Annotated in this window: 18 protein-coding genes; all 18 read left to right on the forward strand. The window is 58.0% G+C overall.

The window, feature by feature from the left end; genetic code table 11:
* Positions 1-1173 carry a flagellar hook protein FlgE gene (locus tag GR328_RS09395; RefSeq protein ID WP_160884258.1) on the forward strand — a complete coding sequence of 391 codons (1173 nt, stop codon included), beginning with the start codon at positions 1-3 and terminating at the stop codon, positions 1171-1173.
* Positions 1174-1203: 30 nt separating this feature from the next.
* Positions 1204-2646, forward strand: coding sequence for a flagellar hook-associated protein FlgK (gene flgK / locus GR328_RS09400; protein WP_160884259.1), 1443 nt, complete (start codon positions 1204-1206; stop codon positions 2644-2646).
* Positions 2647-2649: 3 nt separating this feature from the next.
* Positions 2650-3684: a flagellar hook-associated family protein gene (locus tag GR328_RS09405; protein WP_160884260.1), complete on the forward strand. Its 1035-nt coding sequence runs from the start codon at positions 2650-2652 to the stop codon at positions 3682-3684.
* Between the two features lie 16 nt (positions 3685-3700).
* A complete protein-coding gene (gene flaF / locus GR328_RS09410) occupies positions 3701-4048 on the forward strand; it encodes a flagellar biosynthesis regulator FlaF (protein WP_160884261.1) in 348 nt (115 codons plus the stop codon).
* Between the two features lie 8 nt (positions 4049-4056).
* On the forward strand, positions 4057-4467 hold the full coding sequence (gene flbT, locus GR328_RS09415) for a flagellar biosynthesis repressor FlbT (RefSeq protein WP_246215787.1): 411 nt from the start codon (positions 4057-4059) through the stop codon (positions 4465-4467).
* A gap of 14 nt (positions 4468-4481) precedes the next feature.
* Positions 4482-4877, forward strand: coding sequence for a flagellar hook assembly protein FlgD (gene flgD, locus GR328_RS09420; protein WP_160884263.1), 396 nt, complete (start codon positions 4482-4484; stop codon positions 4875-4877).
* A 2-nt stretch (positions 4878-4879) separates the two neighbouring features.
* Entirely contained in the window at positions 4880-5146 is a 267-nt protein-coding gene (locus GR328_RS09425) for a flagellar biosynthetic protein FliQ (protein ID WP_160884264.1), read from the forward strand.
* 126 nt (positions 5147-5272) lie between these two features.
* Positions 5273-7348 (forward strand): flagellar biosynthesis protein FlhA, encoded by a 2076-nt coding sequence (gene flhA / locus GR328_RS09430; RefSeq protein ID WP_160884265.1) that lies wholly within the window; start codon positions 5273-5275, stop codon positions 7346-7348.
* Entirely contained in the window at positions 7345-8097 is a 753-nt protein-coding gene (gene fliR, locus GR328_RS09435; protein WP_160884266.1) for a flagellar biosynthesis protein FliR, read from the forward strand. Before flhA ends, fliR begins: the two co-directional genes overlap by 4 nt.
* 6 nt (positions 8098-8103) lie before the next feature.
* On the forward strand, positions 8104-8502 hold the full coding sequence (locus GR328_RS09440) for a hypothetical protein (protein ID WP_160884267.1): 399 nt from the start codon (positions 8104-8106) through the stop codon (positions 8500-8502).
* 45 nt (positions 8503-8547) lie between these two features.
* The gene (locus tag GR328_RS09445) at positions 8548-8982 is read left to right on the forward strand and encodes a rod-binding protein (RefSeq protein ID WP_160884268.1); all 435 of its coding nucleotides are present in this window, start codon (positions 8548-8550) and stop codon (positions 8980-8982) included.
* Between the two features lie 10 nt (positions 8983-8992).
* Positions 8993-9337, forward strand: a complete 345-nt coding sequence (locus GR328_RS09450; RefSeq protein WP_160884269.1) for a flagellar protein FlgN — start codon at positions 8993-8995, stop codon at positions 9335-9337.
* A complete protein-coding gene (locus GR328_RS09455) occupies positions 9334-9783 on the forward strand; it encodes a hypothetical protein (RefSeq protein ID WP_205789863.1) in 450 nt (149 codons plus the stop codon). The genes GR328_RS09450 and GR328_RS09455 overlap by 4 nt, the downstream gene beginning before the upstream one ends.
* A 54-nt stretch (positions 9784-9837) precedes the next feature.
* The gene (locus tag GR328_RS09460; RefSeq protein ID WP_160884270.1) at positions 9838-10221 is read left to right on the forward strand and encodes a response regulator; all 384 of its coding nucleotides are present in this window, start codon (positions 9838-9840) and stop codon (positions 10219-10221) included.
* 61 nt (positions 10222-10282) lie between these two features.
* On the forward strand, positions 10283-11341 hold the full coding sequence (locus GR328_RS09465) for a protein-glutamate methylesterase/protein-glutamine glutaminase (RefSeq protein ID WP_160884403.1): 1059 nt from the start codon (positions 10283-10285) through the stop codon (positions 11339-11341).
* On the forward strand, positions 11338-12192 hold the full coding sequence (locus tag GR328_RS09470; protein WP_160884271.1) for a CheR family methyltransferase: 855 nt from the start codon (positions 11338-11340) through the stop codon (positions 12190-12192). Before GR328_RS09465 ends, GR328_RS09470 begins: the two co-directional genes overlap by 4 nt.
* Positions 12193-12612: 420 nt before the next feature.
* Entirely contained in the window at positions 12613-13530 is a 918-nt protein-coding gene (locus GR328_RS09475; protein WP_160884272.1) for a flagellin N-terminal helical domain-containing protein, read from the forward strand.
* A 106-nt stretch (positions 13531-13636) separates the two neighbouring features.
* Positions 13637-14206, forward strand: coding sequence for a hypothetical protein (locus GR328_RS09480; protein ID WP_160884273.1), 570 nt, complete (start codon positions 13637-13639; stop codon positions 14204-14206).
* The last annotated feature ends 7 nt before the right edge of the window (positions 14207-14213 follow it).

The raw sequence follows: 14213 nt of genomic DNA on the forward strand, positions 1-14213 counted from the left end.
ATGAGCCTTTACGGTGTCCTTCGCAGCGGCGTTTCCGGCATGACGGCCCAATCGAACAAGCTTGGAACGGTTGCCGAGAATATCCAGAACTCGAGCACGAACGGGTATAAGAGGGCCACGACCGAGTTCTCCTCCCTCATCCTGCCGTCGAGTGAAGGCGCATACAATTCAGGTTCCGTCACAACCGCGGTCCGATATACGATATCGGACCAGGGGCCTATCAGCTACACGACCTCGGCGACAGATCTGGCGATTTCCGGAAACGGGTTCTTCGTCGTAAACGACCCGAATGGATCGCCTTATCTGACGCGGGCGGGCAACTTCGTCGTGGACGGCAAAACGGGAAATCTCCTCAATGCCGCCGGCTTTACGCTCATGGGGTTCAGCCTGGCGGACGGCGCGGCAACTCCGGCACTGAACAGTTTCGACGGAATGGTTCCAGTCAATCTGGCCTCATTCGGCATGCAGGCATCTCCCTCGACCAGGGGTACCTTCACAGGCAACCTGCCTTATGGGGCGGCGGTCGGGGACACTAAACAATCGTCGCTTCAAGTGTACGACAACGTCGGCAATCCTGTGAAGATCGATATTGCTTTGGAGAAGACCAGCGAGACGACCTGGAACATGGTCGTCACCGATCCAGATGGTACGCAAACATCGAGAGCGTTGAGTTTCGATGCCAACGGCAACATCGAAGCCCCGACGACATTGACGTTCGCAATTCCGAACGGACAATCGTTCACGCTGGACATGAAGGGCATGACGCAGCTGGCCGGTGAATATTCACTGACCGGAGCATCCAACGGTAATGCCCCTTCGGCCGTCAAAAGCGCGGAGTTTGCAGCTGACGGAACCGTTTACGCCGTTTACGAGGATGGCTCGCGCATTGCGGCCTACAGAATTCCTCTGGCCACGGTCCCAAGCCCCGACAACCTCAATCCGCGTGCTGGTAACGTCTACGAAGCGACCAACATGTCGGGCGGATATCAGGTTGGATATCCTGGGACCGTCGGATTCGGCTCCGTGGCATCGGGAGCGCTCGAGGGGTCCAATGTCGACATCGGCACGGAACTCACCGCAATGATCGAGGCGCAGACGAGCTACACGGCAAATTCCAAAGTGTTCCAAACCGGATCAGAGCTGCTCGATGTCCTCATGAATCTGAAGCGGTAACGTTATCGTTCGTTTCGAAGAGCTTTCAAAATGTCACTTTCCGTTGCCTATAATACGGCCCGCTCCTCGTTGCAGGCTTCTCAATCGCAGATGGCGATTGTTTCCCGCAATACGGCCGGGGCTTCCGACGCAGGATACTCGCGCAAGATCGGTGTTCTTGTCACGGCAGGCGGAGCTGCCCGCGTGACGGTGATGCGAGCCAGTGACAGGGCGCTTCTCAATAAGATGTTGGAGACCACTTCCGACGCAGCGACACAAAAGTCGCTGCTCGAAGGGCTCCAGAAGCTGAGTAGAACCATCGGAGACCCCGAGCTGGACGAGTCCCCGGCTGCCCGAATCGGAGCTCTCAACAATGCGCTCCAGCAATATGCCAATGCACCGGACGACAATGTGCTCGCGCGCGGTTTCGTGAAAGCAGCAGGCGATCTGGCGACGAGTCTCAACCAAGCGACCGCGGAAATCAATGCGATCCGCCAAGAAACGCAGGGTCAGATCGCGGACTCCGTGGCTCGCATCAACGATATTCTGGCCAAGTTCAAGATTGCCAACGATGAGGTCATGAGCGGCAGCGCCCTCGGGAGGGACGTGTCGGATGCCCTTGATGCGAGAGATTATCTCATTGCTCAGCTTTCCGAGGAAATTGGGCTGACCGTTGTTCCAAGAGCGGACAACGACATCGCGCTTTACACGGACAGTGGCGTCCCGCTCTTCGACAGATTGCCTCGTGCTGTCAGGTATGACGCTTCCATAGGGCTGGAACCTGGAAAGCCCGGTGGTGCAATCCTCATCGACGATATTCCAGTGACGGGTGCTCTGTCGCCGATGCCGCTGAGCTCCGGAAGCCTCGTTGGTCTCGTGAGGGTGCGCGACGAGGTGGCTGTGGGATATCAGCGTCAGCTCGATGAGTTGGCTCGCGGTCTGATCGAGGCTTTCAAGGAAACCGATCAAAGTGGAGCCGGCCAACCTGACATGGCGGGTGTCTTCACCTACGCCGGAGGGCCAGGCGTGCTCCCATCGGCGGCGTCCATCAAAGTGAATGACGCTATCGACCCGACAAAGAGCCCGACAGGTGCATATGAGAAGATTCGCGACGGTGGGATCAATGGGGCCGACTACAAATACGGCGACGGGACGGCATCGTTCTCGGCGCGCCTCTTTCAGCTGGTCGATGCCCTGAAGGAGGAGAGAGGCTGGGACGAGAGCCTGGGACTGGGCAGTAAGATGACTCTGCAGGACTTCGCGTCGTCCTCGGCAGGATGGGTCGAAGCCAAGCGGCAGGATGCGTCGCAGCAGGTTTCTTACCGGGAGACCTTGCTGGCGCAGGCGTCGGAGGCTCTTTCAAACGCAACGGGCGTCAACATGGATGATGAAACGGCGCTCATGCTGCAGCTTGAGAAGTCGTACTCAGCATCCGCAAAGCTGGTGTCCGTTATCAACCAGATGCTTCAGACGCTTCTCAATGCGGTGAACTAAGACATGAAGACAACATTCATTTCGACCACGACATTGTGGAATTCCCCGCGATCCACCCTGGATAAACTTCAGTCAGAGCTCGTAAGGGGCAACAGGGAGGTCGTGACGGGACGCCACATGGATGTCGGACTGGCGTTGGGGCGCAAGACCGGGAAGTCCCTGTCGTTGCGGCAGGAGAGAGCTACTCTCGATACCTTGAGCGACAGCAATGCGACGACGACGCTCAGGTTGAAGTCTACATCGGCGGCGCTCGATCAGATTCGCACGGTCGCAGACACGTTCAAGAATTCTCTCGTTGGGACGCGTGTCGGCCCGCAAGATTTGCCGCTGGTCATAAGTCAGGCGAAGGCCGGCTTAGATGAGCTGGTTTCGACCCTGAACGAGAATGCAGGTGGCCAGTATCTGTTTGGAGGCGTTAACTCCAAAGTCCGGCCCCTCAATGCATACGGGAACGGCCCTAGCTCTGCCGTCGACGCGGCATTCCTGGGCTTCTTCGGGTTCACGCAAAACGACTCGGGGGTGGCAAATATCACGTCGGCCGAAATGCAGGCTTTCATCGACGGACCTCTGGCGGAGCTCTTTGCAGACGAGTGGCAGGGCACCTGGTCCCAGGCCTCGGAGCGGAACATTCAGAGCCTGATCTCTCCGACGGAGAGAGTCGAGACATCCGCGACAGCCGACGAGGCCGCTTTCCGCAACCTGGCCATGGGCTACACCATGGCCTTTGGTCTCGGGATCTCCGGTCTGAGCGACCAAACCCGGGAGTACCTGCTGAACAGGGTCATCGGTACTCTGGGGGAGGGCGTGTCCGGCGTCACTGGTATTCAGGCCGAGCTGGGTACGGTTCAGCAGAAGATCGATCAGGCCAACGAGCGGATGAGTCTTCAAAAGACATTCCTCGATGAAAGGATCACGAATTTCGAAGCAGTCGATCCGGCCGAGGCGAAAGTTCGGGTCGATCAGCTCTCAACTCAGATTCAGATGTCGTATTCGCTCACAGCACAACTCAACCAGCTCAGCCTGATCAAATTCATTTAACGGCAGGAAAGCGTGCATGTACCAGTTCTCCTACTCAGAAATCCTTGAGGACTCGCCGAAAGACTGCCGGCAGCGCGAGTATGACCTTTTCGAACGGGCCATCACTTTGCTGCGTGCCGCGGAAGGACACCCGTCGCAGTCGCCTGAAATGCTTGGCGCAATCGTTTTCCTGCAGCGTCTCTGGACCTTTCTGATGAAGGATCTCAGTCATCCGGACAATTCCTTGCCCGACAAACTGAAGGGGCAGCTCATCTCGATCGGACTCTGGATGATGAGAGAAACCGATCTTATCGTTCGTGGCGAGCACAACAACGTCGCAGCGCTCATCGACATCAACATCTTGATCAAGGACGGTCTGAAATGACTGCCAAAATGCGCTTTTCTCTCAAGGCCGGGGAGCGAATCTTCATCAACGGGGCCGTGCTAACAGTCAGCCAGAAGGTGACCTTGAGCCTGCTCAACGATGCCCGCTTTCTTCTGGAGAGTCACGTGCTTCAGTTGGCCGAGGCAACAACGCCCATGCGGCAACTGTATTTCGTGGTGCAATCGCTCCTCATCAACCCCCAGGAAGAGGAGAAGGGAATGATCGCCTTCCGAAACATGCTCCGAGGGGTCTCAATGGTCACCACGGATGAGCATGCTAAGTCCCAGCTGGAGCGGGTCGAGGGCTTCGTTACTGCAGGACGGACCTTTGAAGCCCTGAAGGTCATTCGGACACTCTTCGAGGTTCCTGAGAGCTCCGCAACTCCTCAACCAGCCATTGCTTCTGGAAAAGCAGCCTAACTCGGAGAAATACAATGAATGTCGCTTCGGTTACGGCTTCTGCCATGAATCAGTATGCCTCGACGGCCGAGAAGACCTCGACCGTCAGCTATGATAATTTCCTGCGTCTCCTGCTGACTCAGATGCAGAATCAGGATCCTACGGAGCCGATGAAGTCGACGGAGTACATGGCTCAGTTGGCGACATTCTCGCAGGTGGAACAGGCGGTGAAGAGCAACGAGAAGCTCGATGCGCTACTGTCGTCGTTCGCCCTTTCTCAGGCCGACAGCGTCATCGGCCGGACGGTCACGTCTGCCGACGGCGCGGTTTCCGGACAGGTGACATCCGTCAGAATCACGAGCCAAGGTCCGCTCGCCATGCTTTCGACAGGGGATGAACTGCTCCTGGGGCAGGGAATCGTGGTCAGCTGACGATGAACGAGATCGATGCCCTTGAGCTGGTCCGGGCGGCCATTTGGACGGTCATCATCGGATCCGGGCCAGCGGTTCTGGCCGCGATGGTCATCGGTATCGCGATCGCCCTGGTCCAGGCTCTCACCCAGATTCAGGAAGTGACGCTTACCTTCATTCCGAAAATCATCGCTATTCTGGTCGTCAGCCTTCTAACGGGCTCTCTAGTCGGCTCGCAGATCTATGCGTTCACAGAAATGGTCTATGGGCGGATCGTTACAGGGTTCTGAGGAACAGGATACAATTCTGCTGGCTGCCCGAGAGAAGCTGCATTCACAATAACGCCAGGAGACCTTCGCGCAAGCTACATCGCGCATGTGTCAGACGGATGATTGGCTCACCGAATGGAGAGACATATGGCGTCTAGCGACACGATAGCAAAGGAACGCGGTAGGGACGTGATGTTCGCCGCCGGCGTCGTCGTCATCCTCGCGATCCTGTTCCTTCCGATTCCGCCGCTGCTCATCGATATGGGGCTGGCTTTCTCGATCGCGCTGTCTGTCCTTATCCTGATGGTGGCGCTGTGGATCCAGAAGCCGCTCGAATTCTCCGCCTTCCCGACCGTCCTGCTTATCGCTACGCTTCTTCGTCTCGCTCTCAGCATTGCTTCGACCCGTCTCATTCTTTCTCACGGCCATCAAGGCGTGGATGCAGCAGGTCATGTGATCAGCGGCTTTTCCCGTTTCGTCATGAGCGGCGATTTCGTGATCGGCATTGTCGTTTTCATCATCCTGATTACAGTCAATTTCCTGGTGATTACCAAGGGCGCCACCCGCATCGCGGAAGTCGGGGCACGCTTTACTCTCGATGCTATCCCCGGAAAGCAAATGGCGATCGATGCCGATCTGTCTGCGGGTCTGATCGACGAGAAGGAAGCTCAAAGACGGCGGCGGGAGCTGGAAGAGGAGAGCGCATTCTTTGGCTCCATGGACGGCGCATCGAAATTCGTTCGCGGCGAGGCCGTCGCCAGCTTGATCACCATAGCCGTGAATATCTTCGGCGGCATCATCATCGGAGTGACAAGGCACGGATTGTCTCTCTCGAAGGCCGCCGACGTCTTTACTCAGCTCTCCGTCGGCGATGGCCTGGTCAGTCAGATTCCGGCACTCGTTGTCTCTCTCGCCGCAGGTCTTCTCGTCTCCAAGGGTGGCACGCGCGGGCAGGCTCAGCAGGCGGTCCTGAACCAATTGGGCGCCTATCCCCGCGCCCTCATGGTGGCATCCGGGATGATGTTCGTCTTCGCGATCGTTCCGGGTCTCCCGATGGTTCCGTTCTTGATGCTCGGCGGCTTCATGGGGTTCGTGGCCTATAGCATCCCCAGATCCCGTGCGGAGCAGGAGGCACGAGAAAAGCTAAGCCAGGAACAGGAGCAGCAGAACAAGCTCCTGGAGGCCAGCGACACGGTCAAGGAGACGCTGAAGATTGCGGAAGTGGAACTTTGCCTCGGCAAGCATCTCTCGTCCTTCCTGGCAGGTTCCCATGGAGACCTGGCCCATCGCGTAAAGAAGATGCGCAAGAAGTTTGCTCAGGATTTCGGCTTCGTTCTGCCGGAGGTCAAGCTCTCGGACAGCTTCATGATCCCGGCGAAAAGCTATCAGATCAAGATCCATGGCACGGTGATCGCAACGCACGAAATTCGCCCAGGTGATCTGCTGGTCGTCCTGGGAGACGGTCCGGTACCGGACGTTCCGGGGGATGAGGTGCGGGAGCCTGCCTTCGGCATGAGGGCTCTTTGGATTTCGGATGCCTATGCCGGCGAAATCAAGCGCCAAGGTTTCGTGGCCGTGGACGGCGCCTCGGTTCTCCTGACCCATCTCAGCGAGGTTATCCGCAACAACCTGCCGCAGCTTCTCTCCTACAAGGATGTACGTAATCTCCTGGATGGGCTCGAGCCGGAGTACAAGCGCCTGCTCGACGATATCTGCCCATCGCAAATTTCCTATTCCGGCCTACAGGCGGTTCTGAAGCTGCTGCTGGCCGAGCGCGTCTCTATTCGCAACTTGGGGTTGATCCTAGAGGCCATTGCGGAAATTGCGCCGCACGCTCGTCGGGCGGAGCAGCTTGTGGAACATGTCCGGATGCGCATGGCTCAACAAATCTGCGGCGATTTGGCCGAAGGGGGAGCCCTCAATGTGCTGCGTCTGGGCAACAAGTGGGACATCGCCTTCCACCAAAGCCTGAAGCGCGACGCCAAGGGAGATGTCGTCGAATTCGATATCGATCCTCGTCTCGTCGAGCAGTTCGGCGCTGAGGCCTCGGAGGCTATCAAATCCCGCATGGGTCAAGTCAAGAATTTCGCAATCGTGACTGCTCCGGATGCCAGACCTTATGTCCGCATGATTATAGAACGGATGTTCTCGTCTCTTCCGGTCATGTCCCATCTCGAGATTGCTCGCGGCATCGAAGTCAACTCTCTCGGCACCATTTCGTGAGCCAGGTTACCACTGATATTCTGTTGGGGATCTTCCTGATTTTCTGCCGGATCGGGGCATGCATGCTGATTGCGCCCGCCCTCTCCAGCAACAGGATTCCGCCTCAGATCCGCCTCTTCCTGGCTCTGACCGTCAGTCTTGCTCTGTCGCCGGTCCTCCTGGACAAGATCAGCGGCGGGATTGCCGGGCACCCTCCGGCTGTACTGCTGTCCTGGATCGCATCCGAACTGCTGGTTGGTTTGCTGATCGGGCTTCTGGCGCGGGTCTACTTCTTCGCCCTTCAGACCATGCTGGTGGCGGTATCGATGGCGCTCAGCTATGGAGGCATGCCGGGATCGCCGATTGACGAAGCCGAGCCCCTTCCCGCAATCAGCTCGCTCATCATGATGGTCGCGACGGCCGCGGTCTTTTTATCCGACCTTCATTGGGAGATCTTTCGAGGTCTGATCGCCTCCTACTCGAGAATGCCCGCGGGTCAGGGCATAGGTCCTCAATCCTCATTGACGGAGCTGGTTGACCAAACCGGAGCTGCTTTCGTCGTGTCGCTCAGGATAAGCAGTCCGTTCCTGCTCTACTCGGTCATCGTCAATCTCGTGGCGGGGCTCGCGAACAAGCTGACACCGCAAATTCCCGTGTTCTTCATCGCTACTCCTTTCGTTATGCTTGGGGGCCTGTTTGTCATGTACTTTGCCGCTCAAGATTACGTGCTGCTTTTCATCGAAGCCTTCTCTGCGTGGCTTAGGGGCTGATCTTCCATGAGGGAAAGACTCAAGAAGGTCGACAGGCTGGTTAACGTCCAAAGACAACTCCACAGAAACGCGGAACTCCAGCTCGTCAGTCTCGAACACAGGGAGGCCGAGCTGAAGACTGCTCAGGAGGAGCTCCTTCAGGCCATGGGGGATACTGATGCACTCCATGGTCTCTTTGTCGATGTTATCGCCAAGAGAGTAAAGATGCTGGCGCTTGAGGAGGCCAAAACGCGGGCAGCGATCGTCGATCAGAGGGCCGTTACTGTCGCAAAAGCGCTGCAAGTGAAACGCAGTGAGAAGTTGTTCTCGCGTGTGAAGGAGGACGTTCGCCAGAGTCAGGAGAAGACGGACCTCAACGCCATCCTTGAGGCGATCGTCGGGAGGGGCAGCACAAGCCTCCCGTAAGCCTCGAGGGGTAGAGTGCGGGCAAACGAGTACAAGGAAATCGCAATGGCGATCAATCCCCCGTCCGACATTATCAGCGACGTCGCCCGAGCCGCCGATCCCTCTCGATATCAGGCGGCCACTCGAAGCCTTGCTCAAGGTTCGGCCCCGGTCGGCGAAGCGACGTTCGAGGATACGGTCCGCTCGATCTCTGCGCGCCCGGTGGGTATGGGCACGGATATTTATCAGATCCGCAACACATTGCGGAACGATGCGGAGTCCGCTGCATCTGACAAGTCGAAGAAGACCGCACAGGACTTTGAGGCCTTCATCCTGCAGACCTTCATCGAGTCGATGCTTCCGAAGGACGCCGAGAATTCCTACGGCAAAGGCAGCGCCGGCTCCGTCTGGAGATCGATGCTCGCCGAGCAGGTCGCTGCCCAAGTGGCGAAAGCAGGCGGCATAGGGATAGCGAAGTACATTTCGGGTGAGAAGACCTAGGGAGAGTTCGATGTTGATGAAATCGTTGGAGCGTCTGGAGGAAACACTGGATCTTGAGACGGCAGCCCTGCTGTCCCGCGATCTGAGCAAGCTCGAGGATTTCAACCGCCGGAAGAGTCAAAGTCTTCTTGAGATCAGCCGAATGGTGAGGTCCGTCGAGAACGGAGTGATCGATGAGAACGCCGTGAAGAGGTTTCAAAGTCTCAAGAGCAAGCTCGAGGAGAATCAGGCTATCCTTGAACGCCATATGCGAGCCGTGCAGGAGATTTCAGCCGTCATCTCGGGAGCCATCCGTGCCGCGGAGTCGGATAGTACATACTCTGCCGATGTGGCGCACAGGGGTTATGGTGCATGATCAGGAACGTCATAGCCGGGTTCTGGGTTTGCGCAGTCACGCTTGGCTCGTGCTATGCGGCTGTGACGTGGATGGTCGGGCGTGCACCGGCGGAGGAGAAGCCGCATTACGAAGGCCTGCAGTACAAGAAAATTCCACCGATCAACATCCCCATCATCGCTGATGGGGCCGTACAGGGCTATGTGGTAGCGAGCCTCGTCTTCACCGCCGACTCGAGAACTTTGCGGGAGATATCCGTTCCTCCGGACTCTTTCATTCAGGATGAAGTGTTCCGTTATGTGTACTCGGATGAGACGCTCGATTTCAGAAGGCTGTCGCGATACAATGTCAACGGGATGATCGGCAATGTCAGAGACAGGATCAACAAAAGACTTGGTGCTGAAATCGTGAAGGAAATCCTGATCGAGAACTTCAACTTCGTCGACAAATCCGACATTCGATCCTGACCCGATGCTCGGCACGCACTAGGCCGCTTTATACTCTCCTTGGATATTTCTTCGATGATGTATTGCCTGATTGTCGATGACTCTCGCACGATCCGAAAGGTGTCGCGAGAGATCGTTGAAAGCCTCTCCTTCGAGGTGGAAGAAGCGGAGAACGGCGAGGCCGGACTCTCCAGATGCCGCGCGAGAATGCCGGATGTGGTCCTTCTCGACTGGAACATGCCGGTCATGGACGGCTACAGCTTTCTGAAGGAGCTCAGGAGAAGCCCAGGAGGCGGAATGCCCAAAGTCGTGTTCTGCACGACGGAGAACGATTTGGATCATATCACCCGAGCGTTGGAGGCAGGCGCGGACGAGTATGTCATGAAGCCGTTCGACAAAGCCATTCTGGCGGCGAAGTTTCAGGAACTGGGACTCCTCTCTGAAAGCCTTTCGCTGTGAGGAGCCCTCAGTGACACCGGTATTCAATTCCAGTTCCCGGCACGGCCATCCGGTTCGGGTGATGATCGTTGACGATAGTGCTGTCATTCGTGGCATGATCGCCCGCTGGGTCGCCGAGATTGGCGGCTTCGAGGTTGTCTGCACGGCCTCCAACGGACGAATGGCCGTCGATATGGCGGAACGACATAAACCGGATATTGTGCTTCTCGATATCGAGATGCCCGAGATTGATGGGCTGTCGGCCCTTCCGATGATCCTGAAGGCTCACCCTGCCAGCAAGGTCGTCGTGATCTCGACTTTGACGAAGCGAAATGCACAAATTTCACTGAAGTGCCTTTCCTTGGGAGCTGTCGACTATCTGGCGAAACCCGAAAGCGCACGCGCGGCCGATGCCGCGGCAGTGTTCCGGCGCGATCTCGTGGAGAAGTTATGCGCCCTCGGCCCCGCGAAACCGCGCCAGATGCATGCCGTGCCCGCAGCAGGCACGGCCTCGGCTTCGCCCGCTCCGACATCTTTGCCCCGTACGGGCCAGGTGCGCCCGCAATGCCTTCTCATCGGTTCCTCGACTGGCGGGCCGAGAGCCGTCGAGCGGGTGTTGCAGGATCTCAAGCCGGCTTTGGCGAGGATCCCGGTTCTGATCGTCCAGCACATGCCAGCCATGTTCACCGCGGTTTTCGCGGAGCACTTGCAAACCCTGCTTTCGCTCCCCTGCAGGGAGGCTCGGGACGGCGAGGCAATTGTGGCCGGTACGGTTCTGGTCGCTCCGGGAGGTCGTCACATGGGAGTGAATGCGGTGGCGGGAAAGCCTGCCATTCGTCTCGGCGACGACCCGCCGGAGAATTTCTGCCGTCCGGCCGTAGACATATTGTTCCGCGAGGCCGCATCCGTCTTCGGTGCTTCGGCGGTGGCAGTGGTGCTGACCGGCATGGGATCCGACGGAACGGCCGGCGCCCGCGACCTGGTGCGCGCGGGTGCGACCGTGATAGTGCAAGATGAAGCCAGTAGCATCGTCTGGGGCATGCCGGGAAGCGTTGTCAAGGCCGGGATCGCTCACGAAATACTTCCTCTGGACGCGATCGGCCGCTCCTTACAGGGCCTCATTGCCGGAGCCTCACGATGACTGAATTAGAGTTTGAAACTCTCCGCGTGTTCCTGAAGGCTCGCTCCGGATTGGCGCTCTCTCCGGACAAGCGCTATCTTGTCGAAAGCCGGCTCGCCTCGGTTTGCACGCGCTTCAAGATCGAGAGCCTGTCCCGCCTGATCTGGGAGATCAAGTCCGGCCGGTCTCAGGCGGTCGAGAATGCAACCATCGAAGCGATGACGACGAACGAGACGTTCTTCTTCCGCGACAAGGCGCCGTTCGACCTGTTTCAGGACGTTCTTCTTCCGCGCTTCATCAAGGAGCGGGCCGCGAGCCGTCGCCTGAGGATCTGGTGCGCAGCGGCTTCGACCGGGCAGGAGCCGTATTCCCTTGCCATGCTCCTCAAGGAGGCCTCGGCCCGAATGCCCGGCTGGCAGATCGACATCGTCGCGACCGACATCTCCAACGAGGTTCTCGAGAAGGCGAGGGCAGGGATCTACAATCAGTTCGAGGTGCAGAGAGGGCTCCCGATCCGGCTTCTGGTGAAGTACTTCACCCAGAAAGGCGATCAGTGGCAGATCGCGTCCGACATCCGCTCCATGGTGGATTTCCGCTACTTGAACCTCATCGAGGATTTCGGCCGTCTCGGGCCGTTCGACATCGTGTATTGCCGGAACGTGCTGATCTATTTCGATACCCAGACGAAGGCCGATGTGCTTCGCAGAATCGCACAGCAGATGCCCCCGGACGGCGCCCTTGTGCTGGGGGCATCGGAGACGATTCTCGGTATCACCGATGCGCTCACCCTCGATCCGTCTTATCGGGGCCTGTATGGAAAATCCGCATCCGTCAGTGGAGCCTCGAGGCCGGCATTGGTCGGCATACGGTAACGACAGATCCAGCTTTTGCGTGGTGTTGATTGCCGCTGTTCGGACAGCGGATCTACTCAACGTGATGGTATGCTGAGCGCTCGCGTTACTCGCGCGATCGCTTCATGCTCTTGGACTTATTATGGTTAACAGAATCTCTACAGAAATAATCGATTCCATTTTGCCGTTTGTGCTTGACCCTCGAGCATGATTCGAGCATAAATGGACCCACGAAAGCAGCGGGCGATGTAAAAGCTCCTGTCTCGAATGCACTACGGAGGCTCTGTTCGAGAGCGCGGCATGACGCCACTCCGTTTTACCGGTTGAGCCCGGATGTCATGTGAGCAGCGGATCGAGTTCTCCTCGAGGCATGATGCCACTCCGCTGGGTCGGTCCATCCCGACATTCCCTGAACAATCACATCATTCAAGGAAGAAGCACATGTCTTCAATCAATACCAATCTGTCCGCCATGACCGCTCTGCAGGCTCTCAAAGCCACGCAGAATGCCATGAACAAGAACCAGAACGAGATCTCCACGGGTCTGCGCGTCTCCGAGGCTTCGCACAACGCCTCCTACTGGTCGATCGCGACCACGATGAAGTCCGACAAGGGTGCTCTCAGCGCTGTGAAGGACTCCATCGGCCAGTCGAAGTCCATGATCAACACCTTCACGTCGGCTCTCGACAAGACGCTGACCTATCTGAACAAGATGAAGGAAGGTCTCGTGGCTGCTCGTCAGCCCGGTGCAGATCTGGACAAGATCCAGGGTGAGTTCGACGCCCACATCGAAGGTATGCGGAGCGCGGCCGCTTCGGCTACGTTCAACGGCCAGAACTGGCTGCAGACCGAGGGCGGGAACGTTGAGCTTGTTACGTCGTACGACGGCAAGTCCAACAAAGTTAACACCCTGACGATCAACACCGACGACACGCAGCTCATCGGGTTGGCTGCGGGCGGCACCACAGCTGACGAGACCGTGGGCATCCTGGCGGACGTGCTGACGGTGGACCTCGCCACCGCGAAGACGGCCGGCACGGACGCGACGGCTGGAACTGCTGACGACGGCGTCGACACCGCCATCATTGACGGCTTCCTGGAAGACATCGACACTGCTATCAGCAACGTGACGAAGGCTTCGGCGATGCTCGGTGCCAACAAGGCCTTGCTCGAGACCCAGGAAGAGTTCATCGGCGTCCTGTCCGACTCGCTCACCGCCGGTGTGAGCACCTTCATCGATGCCGACATGAACGAGGCTTCGACCCGCAACCAGGCTCTGCAGACCCAGCAGCAGCTCGGCGTGCAGGCTCTCTCGATGGCGAACCAGAACAGCCAGATGATCCTGAAGCTCTTCCAGTAAGAGCCTCGGAACGGACTGAGAGGAGCCTCGCCTTGCAAAGGGCGAGGCTTCTTTTTTTAAGATAGTTGGTGCGGCCATGAGTCAGCAGCCGTCAAAATCGCTTTCATTGAAAAGTTTTCTGGGCGTGGCCGTGCTGCTTGGCGCGGCGGGGATGTTCGCGAGCAACAAAGCTGAGGCTCTCGACACATGGATCGGCTCGTGGGACTATGTCCTCCAGCATGATCAGGAGGGTAGGCCCAGCGCCGCCTTCGCACGCCTGCGCGGGGACGACGAGGCCCTGCTGTGGCTGACATGCGCGCGATACCCGACAGACGGGAAGGCGCAGAAGGCGGTATCCCTATCGGCCACGGTCTCCCAGAAGAGCTATCTCGGGCGCAGTCCGTCTCGGGGCCGCAGTACCGTCTATTGGTTCGACGACGGCAGTCCGGAACTGTCCTACTGGGTCTATCGCGAAAGGGCGGGGCAGATAGCCAGCGCGGAGCAGGTCACCCGAATTCTCGAGAAGATGACGGATGCCCAGTCTCTCGTTATCGAGCTTTCGAATTACCGCTACGAGACGCTCCGGTCGCAGTTTCAGTTCAATCCTCTCGACACGAAGCGCGTGGCAGAAAGGTTCAGGCAGGATTGCCGGGCTATAGCTGGTCCTGCGAATGCGGATTCGCCCTCGATCCGCTGAAGGCAGG

The organism is Microvirga makkahensis, assembly GCF_009830105.1.
Lineage (GTDB): Bacteria > Pseudomonadota > Alphaproteobacteria > Rhizobiales > Beijerinckiaceae > Microvirga > Microvirga makkahensis.

What these genes read in the sequence shown, in the direction of transcription:
- flgD (WP_160884263.1), top strand. Translation starts at nt 4,482, where the DNA reads ATGAATGTCGCTTCGGTTACGGCTTCTGCCATGAATCAGTATGCCTCG.
- GR328_RS09395 (WP_160884258.1), top strand. Translation starts at nt 1, where the DNA reads ATGAGCCTTTACGGTGTCCTTCGCAGCGGCGTTTCCGGCATGACGGCC.
- GR328_RS09450 (WP_160884269.1), top strand. Translation starts at nt 8,993, where the DNA reads ATGTTGATGAAATCGTTGGAGCGTCTGGAGGAAACACTGGATCTTGAG.
- flbT (WP_246215787.1), top strand. Translation starts at nt 4,057, where the DNA reads ATGCGCTTTTCTCTCAAGGCCGGGGAGCGAATCTTCATCAACGGGGCC.
- GR328_RS09405 (WP_160884260.1), top strand. Translation starts at nt 2,650, where the DNA reads ATGAAGACAACATTCATTTCGACCACGACATTGTGGAATTCCCCGCGA.
- GR328_RS09460 (WP_160884270.1), top strand. Translation starts at nt 9,838, where the DNA reads ATGATGTATTGCCTGATTGTCGATGACTCTCGCACGATCCGAAAGGTG.
- flhA (WP_160884265.1), top strand. Translation starts at nt 5,273, where the DNA reads ATGGCGTCTAGCGACACGATAGCAAAGGAACGCGGTAGGGACGTGATG.
- GR328_RS09425 (WP_160884264.1), top strand. Translation starts at nt 4,880, where the DNA reads ATGAACGAGATCGATGCCCTTGAGCTGGTCCGGGCGGCCATTTGGACG.
- GR328_RS09445 (WP_160884268.1), top strand. Translation starts at nt 8,548, where the DNA reads ATGGCGATCAATCCCCCGTCCGACATTATCAGCGACGTCGCCCGAGCC.
- GR328_RS09470 (WP_160884271.1), top strand. Translation starts at nt 11,338, where the DNA reads ATGACTGAATTAGAGTTTGAAACTCTCCGCGTGTTCCTGAAGGCTCGC.
- GR328_RS09465 (WP_160884403.1), top strand. Translation starts at nt 10,283, where the DNA reads ATGATCGTTGACGATAGTGCTGTCATTCGTGGCATGATCGCCCGCTGG.
- GR328_RS09455 (WP_205789863.1), top strand. Translation starts at nt 9,334, where the DNA reads ATGATCAGGAACGTCATAGCCGGGTTCTGGGTTTGCGCAGTCACGCTT.
- GR328_RS09440 (WP_160884267.1), top strand. Translation starts at nt 8,104, where the DNA reads ATGAGGGAAAGACTCAAGAAGGTCGACAGGCTGGTTAACGTCCAAAGA.
- flgK (WP_160884259.1), top strand. Translation starts at nt 1,204, where the DNA reads ATGTCACTTTCCGTTGCCTATAATACGGCCCGCTCCTCGTTGCAGGCT.
- GR328_RS09475 (WP_160884272.1), top strand. Translation starts at nt 12,613, where the DNA reads ATGTCTTCAATCAATACCAATCTGTCCGCCATGACCGCTCTGCAGGCT.
- flaF (WP_160884261.1), top strand. Translation starts at nt 3,701, where the DNA reads ATGTACCAGTTCTCCTACTCAGAAATCCTTGAGGACTCGCCGAAAGAC.